This window comes from Saccharothrix sp. BKS2 (assembly GCF_047689505.1).
In the GTDB taxonomy this organism is placed as follows: domain Bacteria; phylum Actinomycetota; class Actinomycetes; order Mycobacteriales; family Pseudonocardiaceae; genus Actinosynnema; species Actinosynnema lopnurensis.
Map to the genome: position 1 here is coordinate 76,446 of NZ_JAUQOL010000014.1, position 22,208 is coordinate 98,653.

Annotated in this window: 21 protein-coding genes, 2 tRNA genes and 1 riboswitch; of the genes, 8 read left to right on the plus strand and 15 right to left on the minus strand. The window is 72.7% G+C overall.

The window, feature by feature from the left end:
* Position 1: 1 nt before the first annotated feature.
* On the minus strand, positions 2 to 706 hold the full coding sequence (locus Q5530_RS28020; protein WP_415365797.1) for a lysophospholipid acyltransferase family protein: 705 nt from the start codon (positions 704 to 706) through the stop codon (positions 2 to 4).
* A gap of 83 nt (positions 707 to 789) precedes the next feature.
* Between Q5530_RS28020 and cofC the strand changes: the two genes are divergently transcribed.
* Positions 790 to 1,395 carry a 2-phospho-L-lactate guanylyltransferase gene (cofC, locus tag Q5530_RS28025; protein ID WP_415365798.1) on the plus strand — a complete coding sequence of 202 codons (606 nt, stop codon included), beginning with the start codon at positions 790 to 792 and terminating at the stop codon, positions 1,393 to 1,395.
* On the opposite strand, the gene Q5530_RS28030 is transcribed toward cofC, so the two are convergent.
* Entirely contained in the window at positions 1,392 to 2,294 is a 903-nt protein-coding gene (locus tag Q5530_RS28030) for an aminoglycoside phosphotransferase family protein (protein WP_415365799.1), read from the minus strand. The genes cofC and Q5530_RS28030 overlap by 4 nt on opposite strands.
* A gap of 58 nt (positions 2,295 to 2,352) precedes the next feature.
* Here Q5530_RS28030 and Q5530_RS28035 point away from each other — a divergent pair, with 58 nt between their 5' ends.
* From Q5530_RS28035 to Q5530_RS28050, 4 genes are all read left to right on the plus strand, one after another.
* A complete protein-coding gene (locus tag Q5530_RS28035; protein ID WP_415365800.1) occupies positions 2,353 to 2,712 on the plus strand; it encodes a nuclear transport factor 2 family protein in 360 nt (119 codons plus the stop codon).
* 74 nt (positions 2,713 to 2,786) lie between these two features.
* The gene (locus Q5530_RS28040; protein WP_415365801.1) at positions 2,787 to 2,981 is read left to right on the plus strand and encodes a hypothetical protein; all 195 of its coding nucleotides are present in this window, start codon (positions 2,787 to 2,789) and stop codon (positions 2,979 to 2,981) included.
* A 67-nt stretch (positions 2,982 to 3,048) separates the two neighbouring features.
* On the plus strand, positions 3,049 to 5,316 hold the full coding sequence (locus tag Q5530_RS28045) for an RNA degradosome polyphosphate kinase (RefSeq protein WP_415365802.1): 2,268 nt from the start codon (positions 3,049 to 3,051) through the stop codon (positions 5,314 to 5,316).
* Positions 5,313 to 6,239 (plus strand): NUDIX hydrolase, encoded by a 927-nt coding sequence (locus Q5530_RS28050; RefSeq protein WP_415365803.1) that lies wholly within the window; start codon positions 5,313 to 5,315, stop codon positions 6,237 to 6,239. The genes Q5530_RS28045 and Q5530_RS28050 overlap by 4 nt, the downstream gene beginning before the upstream one ends.
* 238 nt (positions 6,240 to 6,477) lie before the next feature.
* Here the strand turns inward: Q5530_RS28050 and Q5530_RS28055 are convergent, their stop codons facing one another.
* The 3 genes from Q5530_RS28055 to leuC all read right to left on the minus strand — a co-directional run bounded on the left by Q5530_RS28055 (position 6,478) and on the right by leuC (position 9,519).
* On the minus strand, positions 6,478 to 7,287 hold the full coding sequence (locus Q5530_RS28055; protein ID WP_415365804.1) for an HU family DNA-binding protein: 810 nt from the start codon (positions 7,285 to 7,287) through the stop codon (positions 6,478 to 6,480).
* Positions 7,288 to 7,496: 209 nt separating this feature from the next.
* A complete protein-coding gene (gene leuD / locus Q5530_RS28060) occupies positions 7,497 to 8,099 on the minus strand; it encodes a 3-isopropylmalate dehydratase small subunit (RefSeq protein WP_380641493.1) in 603 nt (200 codons plus the stop codon).
* Positions 8,100 to 8,115: 16 nt separating this feature from the next.
* Complete coding sequence (leuC, locus tag Q5530_RS28065) at positions 8,116 to 9,519, minus strand: 3-isopropylmalate dehydratase large subunit (RefSeq protein ID WP_415365805.1); 1,404 nt, start codon at positions 9,517 to 9,519, stop codon at positions 8,116 to 8,118.
* Positions 9,520 to 9,590: 71 nt separating this feature from the next.
* Between leuC and Q5530_RS28070 the strand changes: the two genes are divergently transcribed.
* Entirely contained in the window at positions 9,591 to 10,292 is a 702-nt protein-coding gene (locus Q5530_RS28070) for an IclR family transcriptional regulator (RefSeq protein ID WP_380641497.1), read from the plus strand.
* A 270-nt stretch (positions 10,293 to 10,562) separates the two neighbouring features.
* Here Q5530_RS28070 and Q5530_RS28075 read toward each other — a convergent pair.
* From Q5530_RS28075 to gltX, 4 genes are all read right to left on the minus strand, one after another.
* Positions 10,563 to 10,635 (minus strand) — tRNA-Glu (locus Q5530_RS28075).
* A gap of 104 nt (positions 10,636 to 10,739) precedes the next feature.
* Positions 10,740 to 10,811: transfer RNA gene (locus Q5530_RS28080), tRNA-Gln, on the minus strand.
* A 92-nt stretch (positions 10,812 to 10,903) separates the two neighbouring features.
* The gene (locus Q5530_RS28085) at positions 10,904 to 11,641 is read right to left on the minus strand and encodes an HAD family hydrolase (protein WP_415365806.1); all 738 of its coding nucleotides are present in this window, start codon (positions 11,639 to 11,641) and stop codon (positions 10,904 to 10,906) included.
* A 104-nt stretch (positions 11,642 to 11,745) separates the two neighbouring features.
* Positions 11,746 to 13,266, minus strand: coding sequence for a glutamate--tRNA ligase (gene gltX, locus Q5530_RS28090; protein WP_415365807.1), 1,521 nt, complete (start codon positions 13,264 to 13,266; stop codon positions 11,746 to 11,748).
* Positions 13,267 to 13,352: 86 nt separating this feature from the next.
* On the opposite strand from gltX, the gene Q5530_RS28095 reads away from it, so the two are divergent.
* Positions 13,353 to 14,606 (plus strand): FAD-dependent oxidoreductase, encoded by a 1,254-nt coding sequence (locus tag Q5530_RS28095; protein ID WP_415365978.1) that lies wholly within the window; start codon positions 13,353 to 13,355, stop codon positions 14,604 to 14,606.
* Between the two features lie 49 nt (positions 14,607 to 14,655).
* On the opposite strand, the gene Q5530_RS28100 is transcribed toward Q5530_RS28095, so the two are convergent.
* Entirely contained in the window at positions 14,656 to 15,426 is a 771-nt protein-coding gene (locus tag Q5530_RS28100) for a fumarylacetoacetate hydrolase family protein (protein WP_415365808.1), read from the minus strand.
* A gap of 56 nt (positions 15,427 to 15,482) precedes the next feature.
* Here Q5530_RS28100 and Q5530_RS28105 point away from each other — a divergent pair, with 56 nt between their 5' ends.
* The gene (locus tag Q5530_RS28105; protein ID WP_415365809.1) at positions 15,483 to 16,100 is read left to right on the plus strand and encodes a S1 family peptidase; all 618 of its coding nucleotides are present in this window, start codon (positions 15,483 to 15,485) and stop codon (positions 16,098 to 16,100) included.
* On the opposite strand, the gene cimA is transcribed toward Q5530_RS28105, so the two are convergent.
* The 5 genes from cimA to Q5530_RS28130 all read right to left on the minus strand — a co-directional run bounded on the left by cimA (position 16,081) and on the right by Q5530_RS28130 (position 22,006).
* Positions 16,081 to 17,694: a citramalate synthase gene (cimA, locus tag Q5530_RS28110; protein ID WP_415365810.1), complete on the minus strand. Its 1,614-nt coding sequence runs from the start codon at positions 17,692 to 17,694 to the stop codon at positions 16,081 to 16,083. The genes Q5530_RS28105 and cimA overlap by 20 nt on opposite strands.
* 198 nt (positions 17,695 to 17,892) lie before the next feature.
* Complete coding sequence (locus Q5530_RS28115; protein ID WP_415365811.1) at positions 17,893 to 18,873, minus strand: ABC transporter substrate-binding protein; 981 nt, start codon at positions 18,871 to 18,873, stop codon at positions 17,893 to 17,895.
* Positions 18,867 to 19,619, minus strand: coding sequence for an ABC transporter ATP-binding protein (locus tag Q5530_RS28120; RefSeq protein WP_415365813.1), 753 nt, complete (start codon positions 19,617 to 19,619; stop codon positions 18,867 to 18,869). Before Q5530_RS28120 ends, Q5530_RS28115 begins: the two co-directional genes overlap by 7 nt.
* Positions 19,619 to 20,698: a FecCD family ABC transporter permease gene (locus tag Q5530_RS28125; protein WP_415365814.1), complete on the minus strand. Its 1,080-nt coding sequence runs from the start codon at positions 20,696 to 20,698 to the stop codon at positions 19,619 to 19,621. Before Q5530_RS28125 ends, Q5530_RS28120 begins: the two co-directional genes overlap by 1 nt.
* Before the next feature lie 90 nt (positions 20,699 to 20,788).
* A riboswitch (cobalamin riboswitch) is annotated at positions 20,789 to 20,912 on the minus strand.
* 53 nt (positions 20,913 to 20,965) lie between these two features.
* Entirely contained in the window at positions 20,966 to 22,006 is a 1,041-nt protein-coding gene (locus Q5530_RS28130) for a 3-isopropylmalate dehydrogenase (protein WP_380641517.1), read from the minus strand.
* Positions 22,007 to 22,208 lie beyond the last annotated feature (202 nt).

The window sequence follows — 22,208 nt, forward strand, 5'->3', positions numbered from 1 at the left end:
GTCAGACCTTCCTGGAGGAGTAGAAGCCGTCGGGCGCCTGCTCCTGGCGGATCTCCGCGAGCAGGCCCTTCACCTCGCCCATCAGCAGGTCGGTCACCTCGCGCAGCAGGCCCAGGCTCTGCGGCCGCGCGCGGTAGGTCGACAGGTCCACCGGCCCGCCCACCCTCGTCACCACGGTCTTGCGCGGCAGCGGGCGGAACTTCCGGCGGTAGTGGTCGTAGACGTCGCGGGTGCCCCAGCGGGCCGCGGTCAGCACCGGGACGTCGTGCTCCAGCGCGAGCCGCGCCACCCCGGTCCGGGAGCTCATCGGCCAGCCGTCGGGGTCCTTGGTGATCGTGCCCTCCGGGTAGATGATCACGAGCAGCCCCTGCTCCAGGGCCTCGTGCGCGGCGCGCAGGCTCTGCTGGGCGTCGGCGGTGCCGCGGTAGACGGGGATCTGGCGGGCGCCCCGGAGCACCGAGCCGAGCACGGGCACGTTCCACAGGCCGTGCTTGGCCAGGAAGTGCGGCACCCGGCCCTGCTTGTGGACGAAGACCGCGTCGTAGACCGGGTCGAGGTGGGACACGTGGTTCATCACCACGAGCACCCCGCCCGAGCTGGGGACCCGCTCGCCGCCCTCGATGCGCTTCCGCGACATCGCCGCGGTGGCGGGGTAGAAGACCACCGCGGCGAACCCGACCCAGAAGCCGCCCTTCTCCTTGGCCACGTGCACTCCCTCTGAAGTCGTGGACCCGGAGTCTTCCCCGGAGCCCCCGGCCAGGTCCAGCCGGCATCGGGGAGTATGGCGGGGTGGGAGCCGAAGTGGACCTGGTGGTGCCGGTCAAGACCCTGGAGCGGGCCAAGTCGCGGCTGGTGGGGGCCAGGTTGGACCGGCCCGCGCTGGCGCTGGCGTTCGCGCTGGACACGGTCGCGGCCGCGCTGCCCGTCGCGCGGCGGGTGCTGGTCGTCACGTCGGACCCGGCCGTGGCGCGCGGGCTGCGGGCGCTGGGCGTCGAGTCGGCGGCGGGGCCCGAGGGCCTCAACGAGGCGTTGCGGTTCGGGTCCTCCGTGCTGCGCGAGCGCGACCCGGGGTCGGTGGTGGGCGCGCTCCAGGCCGACCTGCCCGCGCTGCGGACCGCCGAGCTGGCCCTCGCGGTGGCGGCGGCGCGCGGGCGGGCGTTCTGCCCGGACCGGCAGGGCACCGGGACGACGCTGCTGCTGTCGGAGCCGGGCGGACCGCTGGAACCCGCGTTCGGGACGGGCTCGGCGGCGGCGCACGCGGCGTCCGGGGCGACCGCGCTGGTGGGCCCGTGGCCGTCGCTGCGGCACGACGTGGACACCGCGGCGGACCTCGACCTGGCGGCGGACCTGGGCCTGGGCCCGCGCACGGCGGCGGTCCTGAGCCCCGTCTGCTAGCCGAGCCGGTCGAGCGCGCCGCGCAGGAACGCGTCGCGGCGGGCGGCCACCACCCCGGCGGTCAGGTCGGCGCGGCCCTGGCCGTGGATCGCCGGGAGCCACGTCGCGACGTCCGCGGGCGTGCTCAGGGCCGCGACGACGTCCCAGCGGGCGAGGTCCCGGGCGGGTCCGGCGACCGACTCCCACCCGTCGAGGACGTGTCCGGGCGCGGCCGGGTCGCCCAGCAGGGCCGCGTCGCAGCGCAGGTTCCCGAGGTCCACGCCGGCCGACCCGACCCCGCCGTACTCCCAGTCGACGAAGCCGGAGAACGAGTCGCCGACCCACAGGGCGTTGCCCTGCCAGAGGTCGGCGTGCACGAACACGGCGGGCTCGGGCGCGGGCGCGCCGCCGACGCGTTCCCGCGCCTCGACGAGCAGCGGCGAGGTGCCGTGCCAGGCCGTGGCGAAGCCCCCGCCGGCCCCGTCCATCGGCCACCGGCGCAGCGGCAGGTCCGGTCCCGGCTCGGCGGTCACGGCGTGCAGGGCGGCCGCCGCGCGGCCCAGCGCCCGCATCCGCTCCGGCGACGGGGTCACCGGGATCCGGCTGCTGCCGGGCAGCACCGTGGTCAGCAGCGCGGGACGGCCCGACGCCGCGCCGTCGAGCTCGGCGGCGATCAGCCTCGGGGTCGGCAGGGCGTGCCGGCCCGCCAGGTCCAGGGCGGCGGCCTCGGTGGCGAGCCGCTCGCGCGCGCCCCGGTCGTCCGGCGCGGCCAGGCGCAGGACGGCCGCGCGGTCGGGGTCGCCGAAGCGGACCAGCCACGGGCCGGCACCCGACCGCAGGCTCCGCACGCCGACCACCCGGGCGCCGGGTGCCACCGCGCGGGCGGCCCACCTCAGCGCCGGTCCCCTCGCACCGCTCATCGCCACACGCTAGCCAACCGGGTCGCGCGGCCGGTGCGGTCGGGACCAGACTGCGACCGTGGACGAACTCGATCCGGCGGTGGCGGTGCGGGCGCACGTGGACGCGTTCAACGCGGGCGACCTGCACGCGTTGGCGGCCGGTTTCACCGACGACGCGGTGTGGGTGACCGGTACGACGACCGTGCGGGGCGCCGCCGCGCTGAACCGGCTGTTCGCCGACGCGATCGCCGGCCTGCGCCCGCGCCTGGCGGTCCACGGCCTGCTCGTCGACGGGGACCGGGTGGCCTGCGAGATGACCGAGACGCTGGTGGCGGGCGGGGAGGAGCGCTCCTCCCCGATCGCGGGTTTCTACCGGCTGCGCGGCGGGCGCATCGCCGCGGCGAAGATCTACCGCGAGGGCAGCGCCGAGGTCGCCTGACGCGGCCGGCCGCGAACACCCCGGCGGTCGAACGCCGGCCGGGGCGGTGCGGCCGATCGGCTAGCGTTGCCGCCGTGCCGGAGCAAGCGACCGTCAGCGCGCACCACCCGGATGGCGCAGCCACCGTCCTGCGGGACGACGGCGTGCTGGTCGACGTGCCCGCCGCCGCGGTCGCCGCCGGCGGCTGGCGCGCGTTGCGGCCCGGCCAGCGCGTGACCCTCGACCGCGACCCGGCCGGCGGGGTGCGGGCCCTGCTCCGGCCGGTGTGACGCGGAGTTCACCTCCTGGTCCGTCCCGATCAGGGCGGACGTCGGATTTCTGGGGAACAATGCGTTCGTGAGCACCGAGAACACGCCTGAACAGCCGGCGCCGAGGCGGCGCGGCCGATCACCCCGCGCGACCCCGCCCCCGTCGGGCACCGCGCGCCGCCGCCCCCGCCCGGCCACCCGCCGCGGCACCGGCCGGACCGCGACCCCGCCGCCCGCCGAGACGCCCGCCCGGCCGTTCCCGAGCTCACCGCCCGCCGTCACCGCCACCGAGGCCCAGGTCGACCTGCCCGACGACCGGTACTTCAACCGGGAACTGTCCTGGTTGGACTTCAACGCCCGGGTGCTCGCGCTGGCCGAGGACGCCTCCCAGCCGCTGCTGGAGCGGGCCAAGTTCCTGGCGATCTTCGCGTCGAACCTCGACGAGTTCTACATGGTGCGGGTCGCGGGCCTCAAGCGCCGCGACGAGACCGGCCTGTCGGTGCGCAGCGCGGACGGGCTCACCCCGCGCGAGCAGCTGTCCAGCATCTCCAAGCGCACCCAGGAGCTGGTCGAGCAGCACGCCAGGGCGTTCCTGGACCACGTGCAGCCGGAGCTGGAGAAGCACCACATCAGCATCGTGAACTGGGCGCAGCTGACCGATTTCGAGAAGCTGCGCCTGACCAACTACTTCACCGACCAGGTGTTCCCGGTGCTCACGCCCCTCGCCGTGGACGCCGCGCACCCCTTCCCCTACATCTCCGGCCTGTCGCTGAACCTCGCGGTGACCGTGCGGGACCCGGAGGGCGGCGCGGAGCGGTTCGCCCGCATCAAGGTGCCGGACAACGTGCCGCGGCTGGTCCGCGTGGAGAAGGACCGCACCAGCCCGACCGCGACGTTCCTGCCGCTGGAGGAGCTGATCGCGGCACACCTGGGCGAGCTGTTCGCGGGTATGCAGGTGGTCGAGTGCCACGCCTTCCGGGTGACCCGCAACGCCGACCTGGAGGTCGAGGAGGACCAGGACGAGGACCTGCTCCAGGCGCTGGAGCGCGAGCTGGCCCGCCGCCGGTTCGGGCCGCCGGTGCGGCTGGAGGTCTCCGGCGACATGACCGACCACATGCTGGAGCGCCTGCTGCGCGAGATGGAGGTCGACCCGGCCGACGTCGTGCAGGTGCCCGGCCTGCTCGACCTGTCGTGCCTGTGGCAGCTCTACAGCGTCGACCGCAAGCAGCTCAAGGACGCGCCGTTCGTGCCCGCGACGCACTCGGCGTTCGGGGAGCGGGAGACGCCCAAGAGCATCTTCGCCACCCTGCGGGAGGGCGACGTGCTGGTCCACCACCCGTACGACTCGTTCTCCACGTCCATCCAGCGGTTCATCGAGCAGGCGGCGGCCGACCCGCGCGTGCTGGCCATCAAGCAGACGCTGTACCGCACCTCGGGCGACTCCCCGATAGTGGACGCGCTGATCGACGCGGCCGAGGCGGGCAAGCAGGTCGTGGCGCTGGTGGAGATCAAGGCGCGGTTCGACGAGCAGGCCAACATCAAGTGGGCGCGGGCGCTGGAGAAGGCGGGCGTGCACGTCGTCTACGGCCTGATGGGGCTCAAGACGCACTGCAAGACGTCGCTGGTGGTGCGCCAGGAGGGTTCGCGCATCCAGCGCTACTGCCACATCGGCACCGGCAACTACAACCCGAAGACCGCCCGGCTGTACGAGGACATCGGCCTGCTGACCGCGGAGCCGACCATCGGCGCGGACCTGACGGACCTGTTCAACGTGCTCACCGGGTACGCGCGGCAGGACCACTACCGCAGCCTGCTGGTGGCGCCGTACGGCGTGCGGCGGGGCATCGTGGAGCGCATCGGGCACGAGATCGAGCTGGCGCGGGCCGGGCAGCCCGCGGGCGTGCGCATCAAGGTGAACTCGCTGGTGGACGAGGAGGTCATCGACTCGCTGTACCGGGCGTCGCAGGCGGGCGTGCGGGTGGAGGTGGTGGTGCGCGGGGTGTGCGCGCTGAAGCCCGGCATCAAGGGGCTGTCGGAGAACATCCACGTGCGGTCGATCCTCGGGCGGTTCCTGGAGCACTCGCGGGTGTTCCACTTCACCGGGGCCGGCGAGCACTGGATCGGCAGCGCCGACATGATGCACCGGAACCTGGACCGGCGGGTCGAGGTGTGCGTGCGGGTGACCGACCCGAAGCTGACCGCGCAGCTGGACTCGTTCCTGAACTCGGCGCTGGAGCCCACCACGCGGTGCTGGGTGCTCCAGCCCGACGGGGAGTGGGAGGCGTGGCCGGCGGACGGCAGCCGGGTGCGCGACCACCAGGCCGAACTGCTCCGCCGGCACCGCGCGGTGGGGTGACCGGGGTGATCAGGGCTGCCGGCGCCGTGCTGTGGCGCGAGGGTGCCGCGGCGGTCGTGCACCGACCGCGGTACGACGACTGGTCCCTGCCCAAGGGCAAGCTGGACCCCGGTGAGACCGTGCCCGCCGCGGCGGTGCGGGAGGTGCGGGAGGAGACCGGGTTCCGGGCCGTGCTGGGCCGGCACCTGAACCGCGTCTCCTACCAGGTGTCGGCCGGGCCGAAGACCGTGGACTACTTCAGCGCGCGGGCCGGGTCGGGGGCGTTCTCGCCCAACGACGAGGTGGACGAGCTGCGGTGGGTGCCGTTCGCGGAGGCCGCGCGGCTGGTCAGCCACGACACCGACCGGGCCGTGCTGGAGACCTTCCTGTCCGCCCCGGTCGACCTGGCCCACGTGCTGCTGGTGCGGCACGCCAAGGCGGGCAAGCGGGACAACTGGCCGGGTGACGACGACCTGCGCCCGCTCAGCTCGGCCGGGTGGCGGCAGGCCGCGGGCCTGCGCTCGATGCTGCCCCTCTGGGGGCCCGCGCGCGTCCACTCGGCACCGCGCGTGCGGTGCGTGGACACCGTGCGGGGGGTCGCGGACGACCTCGGCGCGGCCGTCCTGCTGGAGCCGCGCCTGTCCGAGGAGGGCTACTGGCCGGACCGCGAGGCGGCCCTGGTGCGCTTCCTGGAGATCGTCGACGGCGCGGGCACCCCGGTCGTCTCCAGCCAGGGCGGCGTCATCCCCGACATCGTCTCCACCCTCGCCGACCTGGGCGGTCTTCCCCTGGACGACGTCCCGTGCAAGAAGGGCAGCGCCTGGCTCCTGGCGTTCCGCCGGCCCGCCCCGGGCTGGTCCACATCGGACTCGTCGACCGGCTGGCCCCGGCTGGTCTCGGCGCACTACTTCCCCACCGCGCTGCCGACCCCGCCGGCCAGGTGACCTCACCCCACCGGTTGGCCGCACCGGCGGAAGCGGACGGTGCGGCCCGGGGTCGGTCCGCAACCCGACCGGCCCAGTGGCGACCCGGGTGGTCTAGTCGCCCGAACGTTGAACTCGGGGGTCCCGAACGTACGACACGGTCGTCCTGAACGTACGACTCGCGGAATTGCTCAGGGCCCGGTGCGCGTCCGCACCGGGCCCTGAGCTGGTTGCGGGGGCCGGTGCGCCGGCCCCTGCGTCACTTCTTCTTCGCTGCCGACGTCTTCGCGGCAGCTGCCGGCTTGGCCGCGGCGGCGGGCTTGGCAGCCGCCGACGCGGGCTTGGCGGCAGCCGACGTCTTGGCCGTGGTGGCCTTCTTCGCCGCGGTGGCGGGCTTGGCCGCCGCGGAGGTGGTGGCCTTGGCGGTCGACGCCTTCGTCGTGCTCGCCTTCTTCGCCGTGGTCGTCGCCGGCTTGGTCGCGGCCGCCTTGGTGGCGGTCGACTTCGCGGCGGTCGACTTGGTCGCGGTGGTGCTCTTGGCGGGCGCGGCCTTGGTGGCGGTGGCGGCCGGCTTGGTCGCAGCCGTGGTGGACCTGCTGCGGGTGGCCGGGGCCTTCGTGGCGGCAGCGGCGGCGCGCGCGGTGGTGGCGGTGCCGCTGGTGCTGCGCGCCGTCGAACGCGACGTGGTGCCGCGCGCGGTGGTGCTGCGGGTCGCCGGTGCCTTGGTACCCGCGGCCGGCTTGGCGGCAGCGGCAGCGGCGGCGGGCTTCGCGGCCGTCACGCGAGGCAGCTTCTTGGTGCCGCTGATGACGTCCTTGAACGTCGAACCGGCGCGGAACGCGGGCACGTTGGTCTTCTTGACCTTCACGGTCTCACCGGTGCGCGGGTTGCGAGCGGTGCGGGCCGCACGGGCACGCTTCTCGAAGACACCGAAGCCGGTGATGTTGACCTTCTCGCCCTTGTGGACGCTGCGGACGATCACGTCGACGATGCCGTCGACGGCGGCAGCGGCGTTCTTCTTGTCGCCAAGGCGCTCGGCGAGCGCCTCGATGAGCTGGGCCTTGTTCACCGTCAGTCCCTCCCAGGACGCTCACGGCCCTAGTCGGGCCGACTGATGGTCACGGTAAGCCCATATGCAAGGAAATACCAATCGCCACGCCAAAGTTTTCGTTGTGGCGTGGCGATTACGACCTGTCGAGGGACACTCCCCGGAGCCCCCGGGAGGAAAGGCCGGGACCGGATTTCCGCTGCTAGAGGCGGAAACCCGGCCCCTTCGGGTCACTTCACGGGCACGGGATCGGTGGTCGGCAGCCACCCCTGCCTGCGCTGCTCGAACTCGGCGATGTCATCGGCGTGCCGCAGCGTCAGGGCGATGTCGTCCAATCCCTCCAGCAGCCGCCAGCGGGTGTACTCGTCGACGGTGAAGGGGGCGGTGAAGTCCTTCGCCACAACCGTGTTCTTCGTCAGGTCGACGGTCACCGGGGTGCCCGGCTCGTTCTCCAGGAGCTTCCAGAGCAATTCGACATCGGACTGCTCGCACTGGGCCGCCACGAGCCCCTGCTTGCCCGAGTTGCCCCGGAAGATGTCGGCGAACCGGGACGAGATGACCACCCGGAAGCCGTAATCCATGAGCGCCCACACGGCGTGCTCGCGGGACGAGCCGGTGCCGAAATCGGGTCCGGCGACGAGCACGCTGCCGGCCCGGTAGGGCTCCTGGTTGAGCACGAAGTGCTCGTCACCGCGCCAGGCGGCGAACAGGCCGTCCTCGAAGCCCGTGCGGGTGACGCGCTTGAGGTAGACGGCGGGGATGATCTGGTCGGTGTCCACGTTGGACCTGCGCAGGGGCACCCCGACCCCGGTGTGGGTGGTGAACGCTTCCATTCGGCTCGGATCTCCCTCAGACCAGGTCGGTGGGCGCGGACAGGGTGCCGCGCACGGCGGTGGCGGCGGCCACCAGCGGCGAGACCAGGTGGGTCCGCCCACCCTTGCCCTGCCTGCCCTCGAAGTTGCGGTTGGAGGTGGACGCGCTGCGCTCACCGGGCTTGAGCTGGTCCGGGTTCATCCCGAGGCACATGGAGCAACCGGCCTGGCGCCACTCGGCGCCCGCCTCCAGGAACACCTCGTGCAGGCCCTCGGACTCGGCCTGGGCGCGCACGCGCATGGAGCCGGGCACGACGAGCATCCGCACGCCGTCGGCCACCCGGTGCCCGCGCAGCACGTCCGCGGCGGCCCTCAGGTCCTCGATCCGGCCGTTGGTGCACGAGCCGAGGAAGACCGTGTCGACCCGCACGTCGCGCAGCGGGGTACCCGGCTCCAGCCCCATGTACGCCAGCGCCTTCTCGGCGGCCACGCGCTCGTTCTCGTCCGCGATCGCCCCGGGGTCGGGCACCCGCTCGCCCAGCGGCAGCCCCTGGCCGGGGTTGGTGCCCCAGGTGACGAACGGCGTCAGCTCGTCGGCGTCCAGCCGCACCTCGGCGTCGAACTCGGCGTCGTCGTCGGTGCGCAGCGTCCGCCAGTACTCGACGGCCGCGTCCCAGTCGGCGCCGGACGGCGCGTGCGGGCGACCCCGGAGGTAGTCGAACGTCGTCTCGTCGGGCGCGATCATGCCCGCGCGGGCGCCCGCCTCGATGGACATGTTGCACACGGTCATCCGGGCCTCCATGGACAGCGCCTCGATCGCGCTGCCCCGGTACTCCAGGACGTAGCCCTGCCCGCCGCCGGTGCCGATCTTGGCGATCACCGCCAGGACGACGTCCTTGGCCGTGACCCCGGGCCCGAGCCGCCCGTCGATGTTGACGGCCATGGTCTTGAACGGTTTCAGCGGCAGCGACTGGGTGGCCATCACGTGCTCGACCTCGGAGGTGCCGATGCCGAACGCCAGCGCGCCGAACGCGCCGTGCGTGGAGGTGTGGCTGTCACCGCAGACCACGGTCATGCCGGGCTGCGTCAGGCCCAGCTGCGGACCCACCACGTGGACGATGCCCTGCTCGACGTCGCCCATCGGGTGCAGCCGGACGCCGAACTCGGCGCAGTTCTTGCGCAGCGTCTCGACCTGGGTGCGCGACACCGGGTCGGCGATGGGCAGCTCGATGTCGACGGTGGGGACGTTGTGGTCCTCGGTGGCGATGGTGAGGTCGGGTCGGCGGATCGGCCGACCAGCCAGGCGCAGGCCGTCGAACGCCTGCGGGCTGGTCACTTCGTGCAGCAGGTGGAGGTCGATGTAGAGCAGGTCGGGCTCCGCGCCACTGCCGTGGCGCACCACGTGTGCTTCCCACACCTTCTCCGCGAGCGTGCGGCTCATCGCAACTCTCCCAAGATCTGGACAGTCGATAGATCTGGACTTCCCAGACAGTGGGAAGTTAGTATCGGCTTGTGGGACAGCATAGCGGGATCGGCGTGCTGGACAAGGCAGTGGCCGTCTTGAACGCCGTCGCAAAGGATCCGTGTGGGCTCGCCGAGTTGTGCAACCGGACGGGCTTGCCGAGGGCTACCGCGCACCGGTTGGCGGTCGGCCTCGAGGTGCACCGGTTGCTGCGACGGGGTTCCGACGGCCGCTGGCGTCCGGGCGCGGCACTGGCGGAGTTGGCGGGCGGCGCGACCGACCCGCTGCTCGACGCGGCCTCCTCGGTGTTGCCGAGGTTGCGCGACATCACCGGCGAGAGCGTCCAGCTCTACCGGCGAGACGGGATGCAGCGCATCTGCGTCTCCTCCGCGGAACCCCCGAGCGGTTTGCGCGACACGGTGCCGATCGGCGCGCGTTTGCCGATGACCGCCGGCTCGGGCGCCAAGGTATTGGCCGCCTGGTCCGACCCGGGCACCCAACGCTCAGTCCTGGCCGACGCCGTATACGGCGAACGCACATTGTTGGAAGTGCGCCGCCGGGGCTGGGCGCAAAGCGTCGCAGAACGCGAACCAGGCGTAGCTTCCGTTTCCGCCCCGGTCCGGGACAGCACCGGCACAGTAGTGGCCGCCGTCTCCGTCTCGGGCCCCATCGACCGCATGGGCCGCCGCCCGGGGGCCCGCTGGGCAGCCGACCTGCTAGCCGCAGCCGAAGCCCTACAAACCCGCCTCTGACCCCAACACACCACGCCCCTCCCGCACCCCCCGCTCACCAGGTCGGGGGGTGCCACACTTCCCCTGACCAGCACACGAGGCCAGGCCGGATGCGAAGGCGAAGGCGAAGCCGAGCCAACGCGGTAGACGCGAGGGCGAAGCCCAACGCGTCACCGCAGGGGGGTGCAGGGGGGCGAAGCCCCGCCTGCCCGGGGTCCGGGGGTCGGACCCCCGGTGTGAAATGCGAAAGATCCCCGTTCTGCAAAGCAGAACAGGGATCTCCCAGATCTGTAGCCCCGAAGGGATTCGAACCCTCGCTACCGCCTTGAGAGGGCGGCGTCCTAGGCCGCTAGACGACGGGGCCCTAGGTATCTTGCTTCATTCAGTTTAGCAGGTCTTCGGATTCTTGCAAAATCCGCTTTCCTGGCTTGCTCGGGCAGTCTAGCACTTGCTTTTCTACCCTTGCAGCTGGGGTACCAGGACTCGAACCTAGACTAACTGAACCAGAATCAGTCGTGCTGCCAATTACACCATACCCCATTGGTTTCCCGGTTCGCTCCCCGTCTCCGGGGGCTCTCCGTTCCGCCGGGGAGAATACTAGACCACGTACCCGGCGGAACGGAAATCGGGGGTCACGCGGAGGTGGCCGCCAGCTCGCAGACGAGGAGTTCGGGCAGCTCAGACAGGCTGCTGATGGCCGCGACCCCCGTCGGCAGCGCGCCCTCGCGCGGGCCCTCGCGGTTCAGCCAGACGCCCTTGAGGCCGGCGTCGCGGGCGCCGATCGCGTCGGCGTGCAGCCGGTCGCCCACGTGCACCGCGTCCTCGACGTCCACGCCCAGGTCGGCGCACGCGGTGTCGAAGATCACCCGATCAGGTTTGGCCGCGCCGACCTCGCCCGCGATGAGGACCGTGTCGAAGTACTGCGCCAGCCCGAGCATGGCGATCTTGGCCCGCTGGTGCCGCCCCGAGGCGTTGCTCACCGCGGCCAGGGGCAGACCGGTGGCCCGCAGCCACTCCAGGCACGGCACGACGTCCGGGAACAGGCGCCAGCCCGACGCCAGGACCTCCTGGCGCCGCAGCTCCCGGCGGGTCGCCTCGTCCTGGTCCAGCTCCTCGCCCAGCGCCGCGAAGAAGGCGCGCGTGCGGATGTTCCGCATGGACTCGTACTCCAGCTCGCCGGCGAGGAGGCGGGCGCAGTGCTCGTCGGTGATGCGCTGCCACAGCGTCCAGGCGTCGGCGTTGCCCGCCATCGCGACCAGGGCGGCCCGGGACGAGGTGCTGTAGTCGACCAGGGTGTCGTCCACGTCGAGGCAGACGGCCCGGATTCCGCCGGTTCTCCGAGGGGTGAAAGTCGGGGCTGCGGTTGTCACCCCGTGAGGCTAGGTGCGCTCACCCCTCGTGCGAGTCGGCCAGAGAGGTGATATCTGGGGGTTCTTGCACGGTCAAGCACCGCAGAACCCCCCGATAGCACCACTCAGATTGCCCCGAGCGCGCGGCGCAATCGCCCGATCGAGCGACTCCGGCCCACGAGTTCCAGGGATTCGTACAGCGGAGGCGAGACGGTACGGCCCGTCACGGCGACCCGCACCGGGGCGTACGCCTTGCGGGGCTTGAGGCCCATTCCGTCCACAAGCGACACCTTCAGGGCGTCCTCGATCGCGGCGGCCGTCCACTCCGGAAGGGATTCCAAGGCGCTGATGCTCGCCTCCAGCACGGGGCGCGCGTCCTGGCCCAGGGCCTTGGCCGCGGAGTCCTCCTCGGGCGCGAAGTCCTGCTCCGGCACGAACAGGAAACGGACCATCCCGGACGCTTCGGACAGCACGACCAGCCGCTCCTGCACCAGCGGGGCGACCCCGGACAGCACCGCCAGCTGCTCCTCGGTCGGCTCGGCCGGCAGCACGCCGTCCTTGACCAGGTGCGGCAGGACGCGCCGGACGAACTCCTCCACCGGCAGCGCGCGCAGGTGCGTGGCGTTGATCGCCTCGGCCTTCTTCAGGTCGAAGCGGGCCGGGTTGGCGCTGACGCGGCCCAGCTCGAACGCCTCGAACATCTCGGCCATCGTGAAGATGTCGCGGTCGTCGGCGATGGACCAGCCCAGCAGCGCCAGGTAGTTCAGCAGGCCCTCGGGCAGGAAGCCGCGGTCGCGGTAGAGGAACAGGTTCGACTGCGGGTCGCGCTTGGAGAGCTTCTTGTTGCCCTCGCCCGTCACGTAGGGCAGGTGCCCGAACCGCGGCGTGGAACCGGTCACGCCGATGCGGGTCAGCGCCTGGTACAGGGCGATCTGGCGGGGCGTCGACGGGAGCAGGTCCTCACCGCGCAGGACGTGGGTGATGCCCATCAGCGCGTCGTCGACCGGGTTCACGAACGGGTACAGCGGGTCGCCGTTGGCGCGCACCAGCACCGGGTCGGGCGTGCTGCCGACCTTGAACGTGACCTCGCCGCGCACCAGGTCGACCCAGGTGATGTCCTCGTCGGGCATCCGCAGCCGCAGCACGGGGGCGCGCCCCTCGGCGCGGAAGGCGGCCTTCTGCTCGTCGGTCAGGTCGCGGTCGTGGCCGTCGTAGCCGAGCTTCGGGTCCTGCCCGGCGGCCCGGCGGCGCGCCTCGATCTCCTCGGCGTTGGAGAACGACTCGTACAGCTCGCCCGCCTCGAACAGGCGCCGGGCCACGTCGTCGTACAGCTCGCGCCGCAGGCTCTGCCGGTACGGCGCGTGCGGGCCGCCGACCTCGGGGCCCTCGTCCCAGTCGAGGCCGAGCCAGCGCATGGCCTCCAGCAGCGAGAGGTACGACTCCTCGGAATCACGGGCCGCGTCGGTGTCCTCGATGCGGAACACCACCTTGCCGCCCACGTGCCGGGCGTACGCCCAGTTGAACAGGGCGGTGCGGATGAGCCCCACGTGGGGCGTGCCGGTCGGCGACGGGGAGAACCGGACGCGGACCTCTGGGGTGGCTGCCTCTGGGGTTCCCACCTCTGGGGTGGCTGCTGATGCGCTCATGACCCGATCAGCCTATCCGCCTTGACCAACGCGTCCCCCGGGAGCATCCTGAAGTTATTCAACTGACGTTGAAAAGAGGAGGGGGAATCGTGGAGCGAACGGGCGTGGTCGTCGCCGGCGGCGGACCGGCGGGCATGGTGTGCGCGTTGTTGCTGGCCAGGGCCGGTGTCGAGGTGACGGTGCTGGAGAAGCACGGTGATTTCCTGCGCGACTTCCGCGGCGACACGGTGCACGCGTCCACGTTGACGCTGCTGGACGAGCTGGGCCTGGGGCCGTCGTTCGCCGAGGTGCCGCACCAGCGGCTCGAACGGGTGCAGGTGCAGCTGGACAGCGGCGTGCAGACGATGGGCGACATGACGCGGCTGCCGGGGCCGCACAAGCACATCGCGATCGTGCCGCAGTGGGACTTCCTGGACCTGCTGGCCGACGCGGGCAGGCGCGAGCCGACCTTCTCGCTGCGGATGAGCACCGAGGTGGTCGACCTGGTGCGGGACGGCGGCCGGGTGACCGGGGTCCGCTACCGCACCGCGGCCGGGGAGACCGGCGAGCTGGCGGCCGACCTGGTCGTGGCGGCCGACGGCCGGTACTCGGGGGTGCGCGACCGGGCCGGCCTGCCGGCGGCGCGCTCGTTCGGCTCGCCCATGGACGTGTGGTGGTTCCGCCTGCCTCGCCGGCCCGGCGACGTGGCGAACGCCACCGGGCGGTTCAGCGGGGGCAGCGGCCTGGTGCTGATCGACCGGGGCGACTACTTCCAGACCGCCTTCCTGATCCGCAAGGGCACCGACCGGCTGCTGCGCGAGGAGGGCGTGGAGGCGTTCCGGCGGCGGCTGGTGGCGCTGGTGCCGTGGCTGGCCGACCGGGTGGGCGCGATCGGGTCGATGGACGAGGTGAAGCTGCTGGACGTCCGGCTCGACCGGCTGCCGCGCTGGCACACCGACGGCCTGCTGTGCATCGGGGACGCGGCGCACGCCATGTCGCCCATCGGCGGGGTGGGCATCAACCTGGCCGTGCAGGACGCGGTGGCCGCCGCGCGCATCGTGGCCGGGCCGCTGCGGCGCGGCGAGCTGACGCCGCGGGTGCTGGCGGGGGTGCGGCGGCGCCGGTGGTTCCCGACCGCGGTGGTGCAGGCGGTCCAGCGGCGCATCCAGGACTCGTTCCTGGCGCCGACCCTGGCGGGGACCTCGGGCGTGGCCCGGGGGGACGTGCCGCTGCCCGTCCGGCTGATGCGGCGCTTCCCCCGGTTGCAGGTGGTGCCCGCCTACCTGGTGGCGATCGGGCCGCTGCCCGAGCACGCGCCGGGGTTCGCCCGGCGCGCGCCCGAGCGGATCGAGCGGAGCTGACGGGGTCTCCCCCGTCCGGCGGTCGGCGGTGGCCCCCCGCTCACGGCGATCAGCGGTGGCCCACCGCGTTGGTGAGCGTGCCCAGGCCCTCCACCGTCACCGAGACGGTCTGCCCGGCGGACAGCGGGCCGACGCCGGCGGGCGTGCCGGTCAGGATCACGTCCAGCGGGCGCAGGGTCATCACCGAGGAGATGTGCTCGATCAGCTCCGGGATGCCGTGCAGGAGCAGGGAGGTCCGCGAGTCCTGCTTCACCACCCCGTCCACCTCGGTGCGGATCGCCACGTCGGAGGGGTCGAACTCGGTCTCCACCCACGGGCCCAGCGGGCAGAACGTGTCGAAGCCCTTGGCCCGCGTCCACTGCCCGTCGCTCTTCTGGAGGTCCCGCGCGGTCACGTCGTTGGCGATCGTGTAGCCCAGGACCGACTGCCGGGCGCGGGAGGCGGGGATGTCCCGGCCGCCGACGCCGACCACGACGGCCAGCTCGCCCTCGAAGTCGACCCGCCCGGACGCCGCGGGCAGCTTGATCTCGGCGTTCGGGCCGATCACCGCGGTGTTCGGCTTGAGGAACACGATCGGTTCGGCCGGGATCTCGTTGCCCATCTCGGCGGCGTGCTCGGCGTAGTTGCGGCCGATCCCGATGATCTTGGGCGGCAGGAAGGGGGCCAGCAGGCGGACGTCGGCCAGCGGCCAGCGGCGGCCGGTGAACGTCGGGTTCGCGAAGGGGTCCTCGGCGATCTCGACCGCGGTCAGGTCGTCGCCGTCCCCCTCGATGGCGGCGAAGGCGAGGCCGTCTGGCTGGGCGATACGGGCGATGCGCACGGAGTTCACCCTAACCGGCGGCTGGAAACGGCACCGGGCGTGCCTAGCGTCGAGGGATGCGAACCCTGTTCCTCGCCCTCGTCCTGCTGCTGGGCACGGCCACCCCCGCGGCCGCCGCCCCCGTGCCCCTGGAAGCGGGCACCCAACTCGGCACGCTCCCGGGGTACCGGTGCGTCAACGGCTACAACGTCCGCGGGTACCTGCTGGTGCCGCAGCACTGCGGACCCCTCGGCACGATCGTGCGCGGCCCCGGCGGCGTCGACGTCGGCCCGATCGTGGCCGTCCGCTCGACCTACGCGGTGGTGCGGATCACCAACACCACCGCGTGGGTCCAGCGGCCGACCATCGCCGGTCGCTCCGGGGTCATCACGGGCGCCGCCGAATCCCCCGTCGGTGCGGCGGTGTGCACGGTCGGCCGAACCGTCGGGCTGCGGTGCGGCACCGTCCAGGCCAGGAACGTGACGGTGCACTACCCGGAGGGGTCGGTCTCCGGGCTGACTCGGACCACCCTGTGCACCGAGCCCGGCGAGCTGTGGAGCCCGGTGTTCGCCGGCTCCCAGGCGCAGGGCCACCTCCTGGGCGGCAGCGGGAACTGCTCGACCGGGGGCGTGAGCTACTTCCAGCCGCTGCGGCAGATCCTGACCGCCGAGGGGTTCACGCTCGTGACGGGCTGACCCGCGTCGCCTTGTGCGCCAGCGCGTCGCACAGGGCGAGCCAGCTGGCCTCGACGATGTTGCCGTGCACGCCCACGGTGGTCCACTCGCGCTCGCCGTCGGTGGACTCCACGAGCACGCGGGTGACGGCGTCGGTGCCATGCTCGGCCGAGTTGTGGCGGGTCCCGGGGAGGATGCGGACCTTGTAGTCGTTGAGCTCCACCGCGTCCAGCCAGGACAGGTGGGGCAGCAGCGCCTTCCGCAGCGCGGCGTCCAGCGCGTGCACCGGCCCGTTGCCCTCGGCGGTGGCGATCACCCGCTCGCCCGCCACGTGCACCTTGACCGTGGCCTCGGACACGATGACGCCGTCCTGGCGGTGGTCGAGCACCACCCGGTAGGACTCCAGCTCGAACGGGGCGTCGTCCAGTTCGGACAGCTCCGCCTTGAGCAGCAGCTCCAGGGAGGCGTCGGCGGCCTCGAACGACCAGCCGCCCGCCTCCAGCTCCTTGACCTTGCGCACGGCGCTGGTCAGGGCGTCGGGCCGGCGGGTCAGGTCGATCCCGAGCTCGCGTCCCTTGAGCTCCAGGCTGGCCCGACCCGCCATCTCGGTGACCAGCACCCGCATGTCGTTGCCGACGGTCCCCGGGTCGATGTGGTTGTACAGCTCCGGGTCGACCTTGATCGCGCTCGCGTGCAGGCCCGCCTTGTGGGCGAAGGCCGACGACCCGACGTACGCCTGGTGGGAGTCGGGTGCGATGTTCGCGATCTCGGCGAGGGCGTGGGAGACGCGGGTGAGCTCGGCCAGCGACTCGTGCGGTAGCACCTGGAGGCCGAGCTTGGTCACGAGGTTCCCCACCACGGCGAACAGGTCGGCGTTGCCGGCCCGCTCGCCGTAGCCGTTGGCGGTGCACTGGACGTGGGTGGCGCCCGCCTGCACCGCGGCGAGGGTGTTGGCCACCGCGCAGGACGTGTCGTCCTGGCAGTGGATGCCGACGCGGAAGCCCGTGCGGGCGACGACGTCGGCGACGGTCTCGGCCAGGCCCAGGGGCAGCTGGCCGCCGTTGGTGTCGCAGAGCACGACCACGTCCGCGCCACCCTCCACAGCGGACTCCAGCACCCGCAGCGAGGTGTCCGGGTCGAAGGCGTGGCCGTCGAAGAAGTGCTCGGCGTCGACGAAGACGCGGCGGCCCTCGTCGACCAGGAACCGGACGGTCTCGCGGACCATGGCGCAGTTCTCCGCCACGTCGGTGCGCAGGGCCCGCTCGATGTGCCGGCGGTCGGACTTGGCGACCAGCGTCACCACCGGCGCCTGGCTGTCCAGCAGGGCCCTGACCTGCGGGTCCTCCGTCACCACCACGCCCGCCTTGCGGGTGGAGCCGAAGGCGACGAGCTGCGCGTGCTTGAGCGTGAGGTCCCCCGCGGCGGCGCGGGCGAAGAACTCGGTGTCCTTGGGCAGCGCGCCCGGCCAACCGCCCTCGATGAAACCCACGCCCAACGAGTCGAGCAGCCTGGCCACGGCCAGCTTGTCGGTGACCGAGTAGGAGATGCCCTCGCGCTGGGCACCGTCCCGCAGGGTCGTGTCGTAGACGTGGAAACTGTCGCCGAGGGGGGTCACGAGGGGGCTCCTAGGGGATCGCGGAAAACAAAAAGACCCCCCGCAGGATGCGAGAGGTCGGCGCGCCGGGTGCTTCGAGGAGCACTTACCCGACGCGCTGGGCAATAATGACCACGGTGTGGAGAGCCACGTCGGCGATCGTGCCACAACCCGTCCGCGCTGACCATGCCACGGACGGGTTGTCCCACATGATGGGTGTCAGGCACCGGCCAGGAACCGGGCGAACGCCTCGACGGCGGCCGGGTTGCGCGGCGATTCGACCAGTGCCGCGTAGGGCAGCACGAAGAACCTCTTGTCCCTGATGGCGGGCACGTCCTCGAGCGGTTCGTAGGACTCCAGGAAGGCCCGCTTCTGCTCGGGCGTGCTCGCGTCCCCGTCGGCGTAGTCGTTGATCAGGACGACCTCCGGCGCGCGGGCGACGACGGCCTCCCACCCGACCGTGGTCCAGCTGTCGTCGAGGTCGCCGAAGACGTTCTCGCCGCCCGCCTTCTCGATGATGTCCTGCGGCGCGGCGTTGCGGCCGGAGGTGAACGGCTGGTCCAGCCCGCTGTCGTAGAGGAACACCCTCGGGCGCTTCCCGGTGACCAGCCGCTGGGCCTCGGCCACCTGCTCGCGGTAGCCGGTGATCAGCCGTTCGGCCCGGTCCTCGACGCCGAAGATCCGGCCGAGGTTGCCCAGGTCGGTGTAGAGGGCCTCCAGGGGCGGCATGATGCCGCGCTGCTTCGCCACGCCGTTGCGGCACGCCTCGGTGAGCTGGTAGGTGGCGATGCCGAGCTGCCCCAGCGAGTCCGGGGTGAGCCCGGTGCTCTCGGAGAAGCCGTAGTTCCAGCCCGCGAACACGAGGTCCGCGCCCACGCCCTGGACCAGCTCCTTGGTGATCTTCTCGCCCAGGTGCGGCACGCGCTCGAAGTCGGCCCGCCAGGGCGAGGACGCCACGTCGCCGGTCTTGGCGGAGGAGGAGATGGTGTAGCCGGCCATCCGGTCGGCCAGCCCGAGCGCGAACATCAGCTCGGTGATGCCGGTGTCGTTGGTGACGACCCGGGAGGGTGTCGCGTACTCGACCTCCCGGCCGCAGTTCGTGACGGTCGTGGTGCCCGTGCCCGGCGGTTCGGCGACGACCCGCGCGCCGCACGCCGTCGTGGACAGGACCGCGGCGAGCGCGATGAGCGTTCTCAGCACGGGGTGGCCTCCTGGTGGTCGAACAGCAGTTGCGGCACCCCGGTGGTGGGGTGCGGGACGACGTGGGCGCGCACGCGGAAGACCTCGGCCAGCACCTCGGGGGTGAGCACCTCGGCGGGCGTGCCGCTGTGCGCGACCCGGCCGCGGTCGAGCACGTGCAGGCGGTCGCAGTGGGCGGCGGCGAGGTTGAGGTCGTGCAGCACGGCCAGGACGGTGACGCCCAGGCGGCGGACCAGGGCGAGCACGGCCAGCTGGTGGCTGATGTCCAGGTGGTTGGTCGGCTCGTCGAGCACCAGCACCCTGGGCCGCTGGGTCAGGGCGCGGGCGATGAGCACGCGCTGCCGCTCGCCGCCGGAGAGGGTGAGGAAGCCGCGGTGCGCGAGGTGGGCCGCGTCCACCCGGGCCAGGGACTCGCGCACGATGGCCTCGTCGTCGGGGCCCGCGCCGTGGGGCAGCCGGCCCATGGCGACGACCTCGGTGACGGTGAAGTCGAACTCGACGTGGCTGTCCTGGGTGAGCGCGGCCAGGTCGCGGGCGGTGTCGCGGACCCGGGTGGTGGTGATGTCGCGGCCGTCGAGGCGGACCACTCCCCCGTGCGGCTTGAGCGCCCGGTAGGCGCAGCGCAGCGTGGTGGACTTGCCGCTGCCGTTGGGACCGACGATGCCGTGCACCTCGCCCGTGCCGGCGGTCAGGTCGACGCCGCGCAGGATGCCGTCGACGGCCAGCCCCTCGATCCGGACCTCCATCAGCGACCCCCGAACACGTAGCCGCGGCGGCGCAGCAGGAGCACGAAGCACGGCACGCCCAGGGCGGCGGTGATGACGCCCAGCGGCAGCTCCTCCGGCGCGGCGAGCAGGCGGGCGGCAACGTCGACCCAGATCAGGAAGCAGGCGCCGGCGAGCGGGGCCACGGCGAGCACCCGGCGGTGGTCCGCGCCGACCAGCAGGCGGACCAGGTGGGGCAGCACCAGGCCGACGAACCCGACCGCGCCGCTGACCGCGACCAGCACGCCGGTCATGGCGGCGGTGACCAGGAACAGGGTGCGGCGGGTCCGGGGGACGTCGACGCCGAGGGTGGTGGCGGTCTCGTCGCCCATGGCCAGGGCGTTGAGGTGCCGGGCGCGGGTGGTGAGGTAGGCGGTGCCGGCGACGACCACGGCCGCGGCGACCGGCACCGACGCCCAGGTGACCCCGCCCAGGCTGCCGAGCAGCCAGAACAGGGCGGCGCGGGCGGCCTCACCGCGCGGCGCCTGGAAGACCAGCAGCATGGCGATCGCGGAGAAGCCGTGGGCGAGGGCGGTGCCGGTGAGGACCAGGCGCAGCGGGGTCAGCCCGCCCCGGCCGGCCACCAGGTAGACCAGGGCCGTCGCGGCCAGGGCGGACAGGAACGCGGCGGTGGACAGGGCGTAGATGCCCAGGGAGGCGAACAGGCCGGTGGTGGCGACCGCCGTGGCGCCGACGCTCGCGCCCGAGGAGATGCCCAGCACGTACGGGTCGGCCAGGGCGTTGCGGACCACCGCCTGGACGGCCACGCCGACCGCGGCCAGCCCCGCGCCCACGACGGCGGCCAGCAGCACCCGGGGCAGCCGGATGTCCCACACGATCCGGTAGGGGCCCGCCTCCGCGGCCTGGACCACCCCGCCCGTGACGGCCGCGTGCAGGTAGCGGACCACGTCGTCGAACGGCACGGGCACCGGGCCGAGGGCCACGCCGCACACCACCGAGACCGCGAGCGCGACGGCCAGGGCCGCGCACGCGCCGGTGGTGGAGAAGGCCGGTCCCGCGGTGGTCGGGTTCGTCGGGGTCACCGGGTTCGTCGGGGTCACCGGGCGCCTTTCGGGCGGGTGGCCTCGACCGGGTGGCCCCGGTCCGCGGCGGACCGGCGCGCATCCGTCCCGCAGACCACGGCAGGAGTGGAGCTTCTTCCCACCGCCCGCGGGTGATCGGGCTGGCCGAAGGCGACTTCGGCTTACCGTTGCGGGTCAGCGCCGGACTCTCACCGGACTTCCCCCGCGGGCGACGCTCGCGACCCTAACGCGAAGGGCCACCACGACCGTGTCGTGGTGGCCCTGATCACGCGTCCGGGAGGGCGGTCAGGCCCCCGTGCGGACGTTCGACGACACGAGCGCGGCCAGGCGGTCGCCCACCGCGTAGGTGGCGCCCGGCGACGAGTGGTCGCGGGTGGCCAGGTCGAAGGCCACCGACGCCTCGATCCGGCGCGCCGCCTCCGACTCGCCCAGGTGGTCGAGCATCAGCGCCACCGACAGCACGGCGGCCGTCGGGTCGGCGATGCCCTGTCCCGCGATGTCCGGCGCGCTGCCGTGCACCGGCTCGAACATGCTCGGGTTGCGCCTGGTCACGTCCAGGTTGCCCGAGGCCGCCAGCCCGATGCCGCCGGTCACGGCCGCCGCCAGGTCGGTCAGGATGTCCCCGAACAGGTTGTCGGTGACGATCACGTCGTAGCGGCCCGGGTCGGTCACCAGGTGGATGGTGGCCGCGTCCACGTGCTGGTAGGCCACGGTCACGTCCGGGTGCTGGAGCGACACCTCCTCGACCACGCGCGACCACAGCGAGCCGGCGTGGGTCAGGACGTTGGTCTTGTGCACCAGCGTCAGGTGCTTGCGCGGCCGGTTGGCCGCCCTGGCGAACGCGTCGCGCACCACCCGCTCCACGCCGAACGAGGTGTTGATCGACACCTCGGTCGCGATCTCGTGCGGGGTGTCCTTGCGCAGGAGCCCGCCGTTGCCCGCGTACAGCCCCTCGGTGCCCTCGCGCACGACCACCATGTCGATCTCGGGCGGGTCGGCGATCGGGCTGCGGACACCCGGGTACAGCCGGGCCGGGCGCAGGTTCACGTGGTGGTCGAGTTCGAACCGGAGCCGCAGCAGCAGGCCGCGTTCCAGGATGCCGCTGGGCACGGACGGGTCGCCCACGGCACCGAGCAGGATCGCGTCGTGCTGGCGGAGCTCACCGAGCACCGATTCCGGCAACAACTCACCTGTGGCGTGCCAGCGCGCCGCACCGAGGTCGTAGCGGGTGATCTCGGCCGCGGGAACGACCTCACCGAGCACCTTCAGGGCCTCGGCGATGACCTCGGGCCCGATCCCGTCCCCTGGGATCACTGCGAGCCGCATCCACACACCTCCCAGGTATCAGTCCCATGTCGCGGGACTAGTTCTCAATGCGAAAGGCTACCGGGCGCGGAGCGTGAAAACGCACTCGGAACACACCTACGGGGCGATGTCTCCCGGACTGCGGGACACCCGAACGGTTCAAGGCCCCCGAACGGGTGTCGCCCGATGCGCTTAAAAGGCTCTGGCCGGCCGGGGCAACCCC

What these genes read in the sequence shown, in the direction of transcription:
- Q5530_RS28030 (WP_415365799.1), bottom strand. Translation starts at nt 2,294, where the DNA reads ATGAGCGGTGCGAGGGGACCGGCGCTGAGGTGGGCCGCCCGCGCGGTG.
- leuD (WP_380641493.1), bottom strand. Translation starts at nt 8,099, where the DNA reads ATGGAAGCGTTCACCACCCACACCGGGGTCGGGGTGCCCCTGCGCAGG.
- leuC (WP_415365805.1), bottom strand. Translation starts at nt 9,519, where the DNA reads ATGAGCCGCACGCTCGCGGAGAAGGTGTGGGAAGCACACGTGGTGCGC.
- gltX (WP_415365807.1), bottom strand. Translation starts at nt 13,266, where the DNA reads ATGAGCGCATCAGCAGCCACCCCAGAGGTGGGAACCCCAGAGGCAGCC.
- Q5530_RS28105 (WP_415365809.1), top strand. Translation starts at nt 15,483, where the DNA reads ATGCGAACCCTGTTCCTCGCCCTCGTCCTGCTGCTGGGCACGGCCACC.
- Q5530_RS28120 (WP_415365813.1), bottom strand. Translation starts at nt 19,619, where the DNA reads ATGGAGGTCCGGATCGAGGGGCTGGCCGTCGACGGCATCCTGCGCGGC.
- Q5530_RS28130 (WP_380641517.1), bottom strand. Translation starts at nt 22,006, where the DNA reads ATGCGGCTCGCAGTGATCCCAGGGGACGGGATCGGGCCCGAGGTCATC.